This window comes from Brucella pecoris (assembly GCF_006376675.1).
Taxonomy (GTDB): Bacteria; Pseudomonadota; Alphaproteobacteria; order Rhizobiales; family Rhizobiaceae; genus Brucella; species Brucella pecoris.
Window position 1 is genome coordinate 1 of the sequence record NZ_VEWK01000016.1, and the last position, 12,764, is coordinate 12,764.

The window sequence follows — 12,764 nt, forward strand, 5'->3', positions numbered from 1 at the left end:
AAAACGGTGACGCTTGAAGATGATATCTGATGTCTGCATCGCCAAAATTTACGCCCAAACCGTCAGGCAGGCAACTGTAGCCCAGTTAACGTGACAACACCCTCGGGGCTACTATTCTCCTTCGCCCTTGCATAATGTGTTCTAGAGCCGAATTCGCCAAAGTCCAATAGACAGTATTCAAACGCTGTGGGCAGCTGCGGCCAAACCTAACTGCAAATGGTCGTGTCATGTTTTGGTAGCGCCGCACTTTGAAACGTTGAGCATGGTTATGGTCGTGCGGCGATTACTTCGATTTCGACGAGGTAGCCAGGACCTGCGAGGCCTGCGACCTGAAATACGGAGCGGGCGGGAAGGTTGGGCTGTTCCTTAGTGCCGAAAAACTGCGTGTAACCCTCCATGAAACCCTTGAAGTCCATCTTTGCTTCCTTGGATGGATCTCCGACGAGGAAAACCTGCATTTTGACCACGTCGTTCATTTTGAGGTTCATTCCAGCGAGCGTTTTCTCGATGGATTTGAGTGCGGAGACGGTTTGAGTCTTTGTATCTCCGTATGCTTCAATTGAACCCTTAGGTGCTTTTTCATCGGCAACCGAAGCGAGTGCGCCACTGACATAGACCGTCGTCATTCCAGCTGGAACTTCAACGGCCTGCGCGATTGGAAAATCCGAATTCGGGATTTTGTGGCGCACAACCTCTGCTGCGGAGGCTCCGACTGAAGTCGCCATCAATGCTGAGAAGAGAATCGCGCCCGTAACAAGTTTCATAGTCTATGCTCCATTTATTGGAACACTTCTGGCCGGGATTAAGACCAGAAATGTCCGTTTCACTTGTTCTTCCATTCTTATGGCAATCAATGCCGGGATTCCGACACCAATGATATGTCTACCGATCCGGAGATCCAGATGTCCTTAACGGGCATCTTTGACATCTTCTGCCGTCGCTGCATCCTTGTAATCGTTGCCGAAGTTGGTCCGGATATAGTTCACCACGGCGGCGACCTGATTGTCCGACATCATTTCTCCGATCGGCGGCATGCCCTTCTGGCCATGCAGAATGACATAGATCGGATAGCCTGCGGATTCGAGGTTTTCATTCTTGGTGAGCGCTGGATATTTTCCTGCGCCGACGGCTCCCTGACCCTTTGACATGTGGCATGCCTGGCAAACATTTGCATAAAGCTCCTCCCCGGTTTTCTCCGTGAAAGTGTTGCCTTGGCTGAGTGTGGCTCCGGCGGAGTCGGCAAGTGCCGGGCCGCTGAAGCCGGCCAATGAAACAGCAAATGTCGCCGCGAGAGACCACATATATTTTCTATGACTGGACATGACAAAATCCCTCACTGGATTTTTGAGGTTCAATGATCCGATACTCTTCATCCTTGCATCACACGCTTGTGCAGGCGCTCGATAGCATCGATCGACGACAGGATCGCGCCTTCCTGCCAGGCAGGAATATAAGAGGCGTGTTCTCCAGCAAGCACGATGCGTCCATCGATCTGACAGAGATTGTCGTAATGTTCCTTGCGTGCCTCGTCCGTCCAATCGCCAGCGCAGCCAAGCGTGAACGGTGAACGATGCCACGCCCAGGAAACCCCATTTTCAAATTCGTCTTTGTATTGCGGATGAATGAGTGCGCCTTGTTCGACAGCTTTCTTGACCCGGTCTTGTGGTTCCATCGCTGTGAACTCGTAGGAAGCAGGGCCGTTCCACGTATAACAACCCAGCAAAACACCCTTTCCACCCTTGTTAAAGTCCGTGCTCGGATAAGAAATGTTGGTGATAGGAAGATCTGTGTAAGTGACGCCGCCAAATATCAGCTCGTCTTCCTCCCAGAAGCGGCGTTTCATTTGAAGGCCTACCTTGACCGATGATGCGTATGGTACGGCACCGATGGCCGCCTTCATCTTGTCGGAAACCTGGATATCAATCTGGCTGAGGATGGTAAGCGGTATTGTACATACACACCAGTCGGCGGTTTCCGTGCGAGTTTCTCCCGGCTTCTCGGTATCCTCATATGTTACCGTAACACCCTTGTCGCCCTGTTCGATCTTGACCACCTTGGCATTGAAAGTGATGAGATCCTTGACCTCCTTGGCAAAGGCGTCACCGATCCGACCCATGCCCCCAACCGGCTGGAACATGGTTGTTTGAAACTCATAAAGCGAGAAATTGGCCAGCGCTCCCCAAAGTCCGGAGCTCAGAAGGTCCTTGAATGCAAGTGGCTCACCAGGAACAGGCGCTGCTCCCAAACCGCCCCCAGGGTCTTTCGCATATCCGCGGAACTCCGCTGAAACGGCGCCCTTGACGTATTGATAATCCTTGTCGAGGGCCCCCCAGGATTGAAGTGCTTGCAGGAGCATCTCTTGATCCTCCTTGCCGACGCCTTCTTCGAGCTTGCCCTTTTGGGTCACCTTTGCCAAAAGCTCTGAAACATGCCCCTGGAAATCGATCTTCACATCGCGGACGCGTTGCGGTTTGCCACCGAAGCCCTTCGTTGAGTGCAGCATCGCGTTGTGATTGATCTGTTGGAACGGCTCCAGTTGCACCCCGAGTCGGCGACAATAAGCCAGCAAACCGTTGTGATGATAGGGAATACGCCACGGCCCGGGATTGATGTAGAGCCCTTCGTCGAATTCACATTTCTGCGTGAAGCCGCCAAGTTCCTTAACGGTGTCGCCGCCGCGGATTGTCCAGTTTCTGCCACCGGCGCGGTTGTTGAATTCCAGAACCTTGACCTTGTAGCCAGCCTGACGCATTTCGAGCGCCGCCAGCATTCCTGCGAGCCCGGCTCCGAGGATCAGGACTGTGGCGCCCTTTGGATCGCCCTCCAGTTTCACAGGCCCCTTATAACCAGACTCTGCCGCAAGCCCCAGCGTGGTCATCGCCTGGTACATTGCGGCGGTCCCGGCTGTAAGGCCAATCATCTGCAATAGTCTGCGCCGACTCATGCCGACATAAGGCTGCTCACTCATCATCTCCCACCTCCTTAAGATGCGATCAGGTCTCTGTATTGTCTGCTCAGTGCGTGGAAAAAGTTTTCAGATAAGCGATAACATTGGCAATTTCGTCATCCGACTTCAGACCGGCGAATGCCATCTTGGTCTTGGGGACCATGTCTTTGGGCTTGCGCAAGTATTTGCTTAATGTGTCATCGTTCCAGACAAGGCCACCGGCTCCGGCCTCTTTCATTGCGCTGGAGTAACTATAACCGGCATAGGTGCCCGCTGTCCGTCCGATAACGCCTTTTAGCGAAGGACCAACCCGATTGGTGTCCTGGTCGGCAACATGGCAAGCCTGGCACTTGTGGAATACCTGTGCACCTTTGTCCGCATCCTGAGCGCTCGCTCCAAGGACATTAAAGGAAATACAGCTTACCGAAATGAAAGCAGCGATTATCTGCGTTCTTAACATTCACTCCCCCTCACGTGCCGTCAACTGAAAGTAATTCCAGCATTTGTTAGTGATAACTTACCTTCCTAAGTTTATGAAACAGAAAACTGTTCACAAAAATTTGTATATCTTGACATTTTCTCTCATGAAATATTTGAGGGGTTGCAATCCCCCACTGCTTTTTGAACTCAACGGATTGTGGAATCTTTGCGATCTCTTCACGTCCAGGTCCGCTTGCGACGCTTTTAAGTGGTGGTGTGCACTTCCTCTGTGATCAACAAAGCTCTGCTGCCATCTTGGAAGCTAACAATTGGCAATCCATCTGCGGCCACATTTGGCAAAACGCCATCGAGGCACGATCATAGTCGGCGTCTCAATCCTACCGCAACGCACGTATGGCATTCAGGATCACGGCGATGTCGATCACTTCCAGGCGAAACGCGCCTGCTACCGGTGGCAGAAGCCCAAAGGCTGCGATAATCATCGCAACTATCGATAGCCCGAGACCGACCAGGGCTTGGCAATGACGTGACCCGATGCTTGATCGAGGAACGCTGCGAGGCGAAGCACGTCTTGTGCTTCTCAGCCGTTCGTCACCCTCATGTCGATCACACGTGCTAGGCCGAACGTCAGCGTGCCAGTCTTGTCCAGAACGGCTGTCTTAACCTTGGCCAACGCTTCCATTGCGCCGCCACTCTTGATGAATACGCCGAGACTGGCAGAGCGAGACATACCGGAAATTATGGCAACCGGTAGTGCAAGTATGAGCGGGCAGGGTGTAGCAACGACGAGGAGGATGCGATCGCCAGACAGCCTCCAAGCAAGCCCGGCGATCAATAGGGTGAGTAGCAGGAACCACACTGCAAAGCGATCTGCAATGCGTACGCTGGGTGCTTTGCTTTCCTGCGCCTGATGGACGAGCCGCACGATATTGGCGTAGGTACTCTCAGCAACCGGTCTGGTTGCGACGAGATCAAAGGCATCCCCCAGATTGGTTGAGCTGCTTAGCGGTGGCACGGTGTTTCCGTGATCAAAGGAAAAAGAAAGCGGCCCGGTAAAGGTTTAAACGTACGACGTCGCGCCGAAAAATAGAGAAGTTCCATAATTAATATTACGCGATTTTTGCTAAGATATTGATTTTCTTATTTTTTTGTTATATAGCCTCTGCCTTCGTTGCCATTCATGCGCCCGGGATTTCCCATCACGGATAACTCCCTTATTGTTTTGCATTTATAATTGCGAAGAATGGCGTCTCCACTGTGCACTCCCACCGCCGACGATGCCATCCCACATCTTGGTTTGGTGCCCACTATGAACCGCTACAACATCGCTGAACGACGTACAATTGCGCGCTAGCGACCCCGCTCCGCTTGAAATTTATCCTGCTACGATGTATATACTCTTGTATATACAAAGGAGACCGATATGCCACAGCTCCGACACTCCGAATCTACACCAGCCCGCGAAGCAAAACTCTTCCGTAACAATAAGAGTCAGGCGGTACGCATTCCAGCTGACTTCGAACTTCCCGGCGACCGGGTGATGATCCATCGCGATGGAGATCGACTTATCATAGAGCCGGTGCGTCGCCAGAACCTGTTGGAAGTGCTTGCCGGGCTGGAACCGCTTGGGCCGGAAGATCAGTTCCCTGATATTGACGATACCCTGCTACCGTTGAAAGAAATCGACCTGTGAGCGCGCTGTACATGCTTGACACCAATGTCGTGTCCGAGCTTGCACAAAACCCCAAGGGCGCTGTCGCCAGACGCATCGCCGAGGTTGGACCAGAAGCAGTTTGCGTCAGTATCATCACGGCAGCGGAGTTACGCTTTGGATGCGCCAAGAAAGGATCGCCGAAGCTGCTGGCGCACATCGAGGCCATTCTTGGAAGTATACAAGTGCTCGCACTTGATACGCCTGCCGACGCCGAATACGGGCGAATCCGAGCCGAATTAGAAGCCGTTGGCAAGCCCATCGGTCCGAATGACCTCCTCATCGCTGCCCATGCTTATGCGCTCGGGATGGCGTTAGTCACGGCCAATACCGGAGAATTCTCACGTATCCGTGCTCTGAGGGTCGAAAACTGGCTACGCGACTGAGCGGTGCTGTTGTTCGTTCAAAGAGAATCTGCCGCTGAAGGGGCAGATCACTAAAAACTGCATTTATGATCGGTAGATTGTCCCTTTGTCTGCTCATGCCTCGGATAAAGACTGGTTTTCCGCTGAGGTCTGCTATGAATGTGGCTGTCGAATCTATACAACAAGCGATGACATGACGACTGATGACGACCGACCCGCTCCACATTCTCAAAACCATTTATGGATATGATGCCTTCCGCGGGCGGCAAGTTGAAATCATATCGCACGCGATAGCAGGCAATAATGCATTCGTCCTGATGCCGACAGGCGGCGGCAAATCGCTATGCTATCAGATTCCCGCCCTTGTGCGGCCGGGCATGGGGTTAGTGATTTCACCGCTTCTGGCGCTGATGGCCGATCAGGTCTCCGCGCTCCGGCAGGCGGGTGTGAAAGCTGCAGCGCTTAATTCCGACCTTGCTGGCGATGACAGACTGGCCTTGTGGCGAGGTATCCATGCCGGGGCGCTTGATCTGCTCTATGTCGCGCCTGAAACACTGCTCAGGCCGGATACGTTGCAACGCCTGAGCGATGTGCCTCTCTCGCTGATCGCTATTGACGAAGCACATTGCCTGTCGCAATGGGGGCATGATTTCAGGCCGTCTTATCGGCAGCTTGATGTGTTGATGGCGCAGTTTCCCAACACGCCACGCATGGCATTGACCGCAACCGCTGACGAGCCGACACGTGCCGAAATCCTGTCGCATCTGCAGATTGATGAGCGCGATGCCTTCATCGCCGGTTTCGACCGTCCCAATATTCGCTATGCGATCATGGAGAAGGACAATCCCCGCACGCAGTTGAAACGTTTTCTACAGGATCACCAAGGCGAAAGCGGCATCGTTTACTGTCTTTCGAAACGGAAGACAGAAGAAACGGCCGAATGGCTGCGCAGCCTGGGCTACGACGCCCTCTCCTATCACGGCGGTATGGAAAAGTCCGCGCGCGAGGCGAACCAGGCACGATTCCAGCACGACGAGGCGGTCATCATGGTGGCGACGATTGCCTTTGGGATGGGCATCGACAAGCCGGATGTTCGCTTCGTCGCCCATATCGATCTGCCGGGGAGCATCGAAGCCTATTATCAGGAGACAGGTCGTGCGGGACGTGACGGACTGCCAGCCGAGGCGATGATGCTCTACGGTTATGACGATATCGTCCTGCGCAGCCGCTTCATCGAGGAATCCGACGCGCCCGATCAGCGCAAGCGGATGGAGCGGCAGAAACTCGACATTCTCCTCGGGTTGGCCGAAACGGCGAACTGTCGCAGACAGGTGCTGCTTTCTTATTTCGGTGATCGATGCGAACCATGCGGCAATTGCGATACCTGCGCTGAACCACCAACCCTCTTCGATGGGACAATAGCCGCGCAGAAAATATTGTCCTGCATTCACAGAACCGGGGAGCGGTTCGGGCAATCCTATATTGTCGATGTCCTTCTTGGCGTCGACGATGAGCGCATCAGCCGCTTTGGCCACGACCGGATTTCGACTTTCGGAATTGGCCGCGAGCATGACAATCACACCTGGCGCGCGATCGTACGGCAGTTGGTCGCACAGCGGCTGATTGATGTCGACTTTGCCGGGCACGGCGGTTTGTCGATCTCGGAGACAGGCAGGCAGTTTTTGCGCGCAAAGCAGGCGCTCATGTTGCGTGTCCCGCGGAAATCGAAGCCATCACGTGGGACTGTTTCGCGTGGAAAATCGGTAACATCCGCCCTTTCGGAGCGTGATGAGGCGCTGTTTCAGGCGCTACGTGAGAAGCGGCTAGAGATCGCGCGCACGCAAAATGTCCCGCCTTACGTCATTTTTCACGATCGGACACTGATCGAACTGGCCACAGCCAGACCAGCCTCCCGCGCCCAAATGGCCGACGTGCCCGGTGTCGGCGATGCAAAACTCGAACGCTATGGCCCGGCCTTTTTGGCCGTCATCAACGCACACGGGTAAATCCGTCGCAGCTTTTGGAATTCAACAATACCGGCCTTAGAGTCTGTCAGCGCTACCCGGGATCGCCAGGTTCCGTCGGGTTTGATTTTGTGTTTCTTAAGATCATTGCTGGATTCTCATCATGGATAAATTCGTGATATCAGTTTTCTCATAACCGATCCCGACCGTTCATTCTTCTCCGGGTCAAATGCCACCGATCTTCTTTCACGGCCGTCTATCGTCAGTCAGACATTCACCCTCGGCTGCGATTTCTATCGCCCGACGCACCGCCTCCTCTGCGGCAAAGGTGGCGATTTCAGCTTCGTGCGCGGAACAAGGACGAATTCCGAAACCCCACACTGTGTACATCTCATTTTGAGCAAGCGTCGTGTTACCTGGATCTACCACTTTTAGTGCGTACTTGGTTGCCGGTGGGGTCATGGGGGCAGCTCCGTAGAAGCTCCCACTACTGACTTCGAGCTGACCGACCTGGCAGCGCACGCCGTCGAATTCTTTGAGCGCCGGCGGCAAGCTACCAGCAAGGACGATCGCATTAATTTTCGAAAAATGACCGTACAGCGAATAGCAGTATTCGGTATCCAGATCGAAAATGCGCAGCCGTGAGATCAACCGATCGACACCTGCATATTGCAAGATACAATAATACGCACACCCGTCACAAACCGGAATGTCCGCTTCATCAAGCACCTGCGCGTTCTCGCCGAATATGTCCCATGGAATTTCTTTAAACATTTCATCATCTCTAACAAGCCAATAGACATATTGTGAGACCAATCAGCCACCGGCGCAAACGGATCATGAACGCCGATGAAAATTTCTAACTGGGCGCTGAACAGTATTATGTGACTGGATAGATACGACCGTTGCGACAAGCACAATTGGCAGGTTTGGGACGTTAAAGTTTGACAAACAGCCAAGAGCGCAAACCCTGAGGCAATCGGCCGACCATCTGGATCGCGCTCGAAGAAGCCTGTCGTCACACCCGCCAGGTCTGCGACGACCGTGCTGAATGGCTGATTCCGGGTTTCACCAGACCTGACGAATTGAAGCCGACAACCCAAATAAGAAAACCGGGAGCACGTATGACGCGTGCTGCCGGTTTCATATTTCGATAGACTATGGGTTCCTAAATGGCCGCTTACGCGAGTGCCATTCTCATTTCGCCAATATATTCTCCACGCTCCCAGAAATGGCCCCATGCGGTGTTTTCGTAGTTGGCCCGGGGAAGTCTGTAGAGCGTCAACCGGACAGGACCTTGCTTTCCAAGTGCGAGCAACCGCTCGCGATAGGTTGGGGCTGCGCGACGAGCGAATTCATTCGCGAAATCGAATTCGTACTCACCATGGATATCAACGCTATCGACAAAACACTGGTTCGTGTCATCAACAATCACCACACATCCATTGAGCGTGGAATAAGCGCGACAGGCTCGCTTGAAATCATGCCAGACCGAGCCTTGTGCTGATTGATTATAGCGTTTTTCAACGGTGGCCTCATCAGCGAGGAACGAAAAATGTCCCTCCTCAAAATCCTTGAGCATACGTGCTGCGATGCCATTGCTGGCTTTGTCGATACCGTAGTCGAGTGGTGAAGTTCCAATCATTGAAAAATCCTTTCTTGAAAATGATTGTCTGTCAGCTTCAAAAAGCGCTGACTTTTATATTAGAGCACAATATCGCAATAATATCAAATGCTTATGCTGTGTCCGCCATTCAAATAGTGCCAAATATGCCCCAAAATGGCTGCATTTCGATCCGATTTAATGCCTGCTTCATGACATAATGTCGCATGTTGGGGCGCGTCAGTGGCATCCGCAATCAAATCGCGGATTTTTAATATCTGGAGAAGCCGAAAGCCCTATTTATCCGGGCAATGCCAGAAATACCCCAGACTAAAACATCGGGCTCGATGGACCTCGGCTTAGATCTGGATGCAAACACGACGTTTGCCCCTGTCCGCCAATCACCATTTTTCCTTCTCGCTCAGCGACCACGACGAAAAGCGGCCTGGAGATCGGAATGCTACCGTATCGTGGGCAAATCGATGGTAGCAGACACGAGAGGCGTTCATGTGATTGGCTTTGGCCCTCCTTTTGCTACAGACTTCCTTGTCGCCCAATACTTGTAAGCTCCTTGTCAGTCAGGATTCTGTACTGTGCAGAGGCGGTTATTCAATAGTCATCACCCAGTCCCACCGAAATCCGTTTCTACCCTGTTCCCACCTGCAACCGTAAGGGTTACAGACAATGCGGCTTCGGCCGATCTGAACGTCAAAGGCATGATGCGTATGACCACATATCCATAAATCCGGAGCCTGTTCGGAATGCAGGATGTCATTGAAAGCCTCTGCGCCACAGGCAAACAGAAAATTTGCCTCTTGCCCCGCATAAGCCGGCGGCGTGCAATCGGGATGCGGCATGTGATGGGTCAATACCACAGTGGAGCCGTCAAATGGTTCTGCCAGCTTTTGTCGGATGTAAGCTGCATCTGAACGATGCAGTTCCAGCATATCCTCCGGCGTGAACCGTTTGCCATCCTGCATGGAGATTGCATGAAAATCATTGAGCATCTGACGCGCCATCCACATTCGCTGCGGCAAATCAGACTTCACGGGGAGTTTCATCAGGAAATCGACCCATAGGCTTGCGCCAATGAAGCGCGTATTGTCGATAACCACCTCATCCGCATCAAGACAATAAAACTGTTGCGGCCATTGCAGAGAAAGCGCCTCGATTGCCTTGATCGTCTGCCTGTCGCTCTCAAGCGAACGGTCCCGGTCGTTCATCATCCACTTGTTCTGATAAAATTCGTGATTCCCGGGGACATAGATAATAGGCTTCTCGTAGCGCCTGATCAGGAATTCCAGCGTCAAATGGAGATCTGGCGCCGCATTGAGATCGCCGGCAATCATGATCAGATCACAATCCGACGCTTGTTCACGTGGTGGATAAACGACTTCCTGCAGTTCATTATGCACATCAGACCAAATCCAGAGTTTCATGCCAATCTATCCCAGCTCTATTATTCGAACAATTTTCATGTCAGATTTTCCATGACAGGTAGTCGCGCCCTTCGGCAGCAGCGCAGAAGGCATCAGACAGCTATGCTGATTGATGATCTGCGGCCTGATCAGTTGGATCTTCCTCAATTGCCGATGTCTTTCTGGCCAAGCCGGTAAAAGCGGCTGAATGTACGGGCGTAGTTTCTGTCGAGATCAAGAAGCCAGAGCTCGGACGTGATGCCATTCGGCACGATGGGGCCGAGCCGGGGATGCTCGAACAATACTCCTTCGAGGCAGGTTGCCCGCCGTGCGCTCAGCTTCCAGCTGGTGATCGCCGGCGAATTTGTCAGTTCGCGCTCATCTGGATAATGACCTTGGAATATCCGCTCGAGATCGGCGACCAGAGATTTCAGCATCCTGATTTCGAGTTCGAGCTGTTCGCGATTGTATTTTCCGTTTTTGATTATGACCGCCATGAAGTGTTCCTGATGAATGAAGAAAATGAAGGATCGTTCGGGCGCGTATCAACGCGCCCCGGAATAGGTGTTTCGTGAAATTCAACGCATCTGATTGTTATTGAGAGCAAAGCTGAATGCGTTCAGCGTGACAGATGCATCCACCCTGACTATCTGGGCAGAAGATTCTCCGCTACCTGATCTATTGCCTTTGCTCCCATCGGTTGGTCTTTAGCTCGCCGTTGAGAATGGCAGATACCCCTGTTCGTCTGCATCGCAGTGAACGTCCGCTCTACGGCATAACGGATAAGTCCGTGACACGTAGATTCACAAGCTTCGCACGACTCATCGGCTGATTGGCCCCTGTCTGCTCAGCGCAACACGTTATCCGGCGTCAAAATCTGAATCTTGGGAGTAGGCATCTGGTCGAGCGCTTCGACCGCCATCTTCGCGATCTCTTCATCAATCAGCCGCGCTTGCTCCTCTTCGGTTTTCGCGAAGGTATCGCCGAGCCAAATGACGAGCTCTTCTCGGAGAGCGTCTTGCACGCCCAACACTTTTTCTGCGACACCCGGTGCACCGATCAGTCGGTCAAGATCAGCCAGTGCCCAGACCCTATCCTGACCTTGGCTTTGGCTAAGCAGTGGGTCGATCAGAGCGAATTCACATTGCTCGACATCTATGCCGTAGTATTGTTGTGCCAGCCGCCCCCACAATGCTGAGGCGGTCGATGTTTCAATGCGCCATTGATCCAGAGCCCCTTTATGGGCGCTGATGCCATAAATCAGACTGAACACACGGAGACATCTGCGTTCCTGTTCATAGAACATCAATTCGAATGTGTAAGGGCCTGTCGGAAATTCCAAGGCGCTCCGGTCTATATCGGTTTCATCTGCGGGGGATTTCGATGCGGTAGTTTCTATGACACTATTAAAAGTATCGCGTGTCAGTGGCATAGAATGAGACGAGCGCAAATCCTTAAAGCCGGTCTTCACCGTGGCTTTCGCCAACGCTTCTTCAATAAGGCCGATGATTTTCTCGCCCTTATTCCATACGGCATAACGGAAGATTTGCTCTGATAAAGCTCGTTTCCGGCTACTTCTGTCATGAGCACGGTCAATCAAATGAAAACATAACGACAGGTGTAGCGCTGCGTTTAATTCGCGCTTGTAGCTTCGCTGCGGGAATTTGTGTTCAATGAGATCAATGTAGCCAATTACGGTTTCTGCAAACATGATTTCTCCATCTCCAAAGCGACTGTTCGTCGCCGGAGTCAAATGGGTGTGAAGGTAGGTCGCCATTGCGAGTGGCCACAGATTTTGAAGACAGCGAAGATCGTAGCGTTGCGCGCGAACGCACACGACCGGACTGACAGAATGGGAAATTGGGAGTTCGTGCCTTAAAGAGCACCGAACGCGTCAGAAGCGGAAATTATCTCCGCTAGGGAGCCGCTATGTCGACATGGAATTCTGATAGTGGATCTTTTAATCCGCCACGAATATCGATAAGAGTTGTCATAAGCTTGGCTCCTGTGTTGGCAGGCTAAGTCAGTCTCCATTCAGGTGTTACCAGCACCGGGATGGAGGCGCCTGATCACTCAGGCAAGGCGACTATTGCAGGATCTGAATTGAGCTGCAAGGATCCGGAACAAAAAAAGATCCCAATCGAGCATTTTTATCTAAGCCCCGGATATCACCGGCTTTTTTGGCTTCACCAAAACAGTGATAAAACGTAGTGGCCATCAGGCTTTTGCGCTGTGATGCATACCTGAGGAAGCCGAAATGTGGAGCTTGAAAGTTATCCACAGGCTGGCCGTAGAACCTGTTTCAGTAGCGGAAT

General features: G+C 52.5%; 13 protein-coding genes. 3 read left to right on the forward strand and 10 right to left on the reverse strand.

Going from position 1 to position 12,764, the window contains the following annotated elements:
* Nucleotides 1-266 precede the first annotated feature (266 nt).
* The 5 genes from FIB18_RS21715 to FIB18_RS21735 all read right to left on the reverse strand — a co-directional run bounded on the left by FIB18_RS21715 (nt 267) and on the right by FIB18_RS21735 (nt 4,403).
* Nucleotides 267-764, reverse strand: coding sequence for a RidA family protein (locus FIB18_RS21715; RefSeq protein ID WP_024899733.1), 498 nt, complete (start codon nt 762-764; stop codon nt 267-269).
* Nucleotides 765-908: 144 nt separating this feature from the next.
* Complete coding sequence (locus FIB18_RS25370) at nt 909-1,373, reverse strand: c-type cytochrome (protein WP_247880892.1); 465 nt, start codon at nt 1,371-1,373, stop codon at nt 909-911.
* On the reverse strand, nt 1,370-2,968 hold the full coding sequence (locus tag FIB18_RS21725) for a flavin monoamine oxidase family protein (RefSeq protein ID WP_036568201.1): 1,599 nt from the start codon (nt 2,966-2,968) through the stop codon (nt 1,370-1,372). Before FIB18_RS21725 ends, FIB18_RS25370 begins: the two co-directional genes overlap by 4 nt.
* Nucleotides 2,969-3,014: 46 nt before the next feature.
* The gene (locus FIB18_RS21730; RefSeq protein WP_024899736.1) at nt 3,015-3,407 is read right to left on the reverse strand and encodes a c-type cytochrome; all 393 of its coding nucleotides are present in this window, start codon (nt 3,405-3,407) and stop codon (nt 3,015-3,017) included.
* 561 nt (nt 3,408-3,968) lie between these two features.
* On the reverse strand, nt 3,969-4,403 hold the full coding sequence (locus FIB18_RS21735) for a P-type ATPase (protein WP_024899737.1): 435 nt from the start codon (nt 4,401-4,403) through the stop codon (nt 3,969-3,971).
* Nucleotides 4,404-4,811: 408 nt separating this feature from the next.
* On the opposite strand from FIB18_RS21735, the gene FIB18_RS21740 reads away from it, so the two are divergent.
* The 3 genes from FIB18_RS21740 to recQ all read left to right on the forward strand — a co-directional run bounded on the left by FIB18_RS21740 (nt 4,812) and on the right by recQ (nt 7,470).
* Nucleotides 4,812-5,081, forward strand: coding sequence for an antitoxin (locus tag FIB18_RS21740; RefSeq protein WP_138787129.1), 270 nt, complete (start codon nt 4,812-4,814; stop codon nt 5,079-5,081).
* Nucleotides 5,078-5,485, forward strand: coding sequence for a type II toxin-antitoxin system VapC family toxin (locus FIB18_RS21745; protein ID WP_140022712.1), 408 nt, complete (start codon nt 5,078-5,080; stop codon nt 5,483-5,485). Before FIB18_RS21740 ends, FIB18_RS21745 begins: the two co-directional genes overlap by 4 nt.
* A 182-nt stretch (nt 5,486-5,667) precedes the next feature.
* Entirely contained in the window at nt 5,668-7,470 is a 1,803-nt protein-coding gene (gene recQ / locus FIB18_RS21750) for a DNA helicase RecQ (protein ID WP_138787127.1), read from the forward strand.
* Between the two features lie 204 nt (nt 7,471-7,674).
* Here recQ and FIB18_RS21755 read toward each other — a convergent pair whose 3' ends face one another.
* From FIB18_RS21755 to FIB18_RS21775, 5 genes are all read right to left on the reverse strand, one after another.
* The gene (locus tag FIB18_RS21755) at nt 7,675-8,202 is read right to left on the reverse strand and encodes a hypothetical protein (protein WP_138787126.1); all 528 of its coding nucleotides are present in this window, start codon (nt 8,200-8,202) and stop codon (nt 7,675-7,677) included.
* Between the two features lie 406 nt (nt 8,203-8,608).
* Nucleotides 8,609-9,073 carry a hypothetical protein gene (locus FIB18_RS21760; RefSeq protein WP_138787125.1) on the reverse strand — a complete coding sequence of 155 codons (465 nt, stop codon included), beginning with the start codon at nt 9,071-9,073 and terminating at the stop codon, nt 8,609-8,611.
* Between the two features lie 563 nt (nt 9,074-9,636).
* The gene (locus FIB18_RS21765) at nt 9,637-10,470 is read right to left on the reverse strand and encodes a metallophosphoesterase (RefSeq protein ID WP_140022713.1); all 834 of its coding nucleotides are present in this window, start codon (nt 10,468-10,470) and stop codon (nt 9,637-9,639) included.
* 143 nt (nt 10,471-10,613) lie between these two features.
* On the reverse strand, nt 10,614-10,946 hold the full coding sequence (locus tag FIB18_RS21770; RefSeq protein WP_138787123.1) for a hypothetical protein: 333 nt from the start codon (nt 10,944-10,946) through the stop codon (nt 10,614-10,616).
* 350 nt (nt 10,947-11,296) lie between these two features.
* On the reverse strand, nt 11,297-12,160 hold the full coding sequence (locus tag FIB18_RS21775) for a hypothetical protein (protein ID WP_138787122.1): 864 nt from the start codon (nt 12,158-12,160) through the stop codon (nt 11,297-11,299).
* Nucleotides 12,161-12,764: the final 604 nt, after the last annotated feature.

Coding starts and splice junctions, on each gene's coding strand:
- FIB18_RS21770 (WP_138787123.1), bottom strand. CDS start 10,946: ATGGCGGTCATAATCAAAAACGGAAAATACAATCGCGAACAGCTCGAA.
- recQ (WP_138787127.1), top strand. CDS start 5,668: ATGACGACCGACCCGCTCCACATTCTCAAAACCATTTATGGATATGAT.
- FIB18_RS21725 (WP_036568201.1), bottom strand. CDS start 2,968: ATGAGTGAGCAGCCTTATGTCGGCATGAGTCGGCGCAGACTATTGCAG.
- FIB18_RS21765 (WP_140022713.1), bottom strand. CDS start 10,470: ATGAAACTCTGGATTTGGTCTGATGTGCATAATGAACTGCAGGAAGTC.
- FIB18_RS21740 (WP_138787129.1), top strand. CDS start 4,812: ATGCCACAGCTCCGACACTCCGAATCTACACCAGCCCGCGAAGCAAAA.
- FIB18_RS21760 (WP_138787125.1), bottom strand. CDS start 9,073: ATGATTGGAACTTCACCACTCGACTACGGTATCGACAAAGCCAGCAAT.
- FIB18_RS21755 (WP_138787126.1), bottom strand. CDS start 8,202: ATGTTTAAAGAAATTCCATGGGACATATTCGGCGAGAACGCGCAGGTG.
- FIB18_RS21715 (WP_024899733.1), bottom strand. CDS start 764: ATGAAACTTGTTACGGGCGCGATTCTCTTCTCAGCATTGATGGCGACT.
- FIB18_RS25370 (WP_247880892.1), bottom strand. CDS start 1,373: ATGAAGAGTATCGGATCATTGAACCTCAAAAATCCAGTGAGGGATTTT.
- FIB18_RS21775 (WP_138787122.1), bottom strand. CDS start 12,160: ATGTTTGCAGAAACCGTAATTGGCTACATTGATCTCATTGAACACAAA.
- FIB18_RS21730 (WP_024899736.1), bottom strand. CDS start 3,407: ATGTTAAGAACGCAGATAATCGCTGCTTTCATTTCGGTAAGCTGTATT.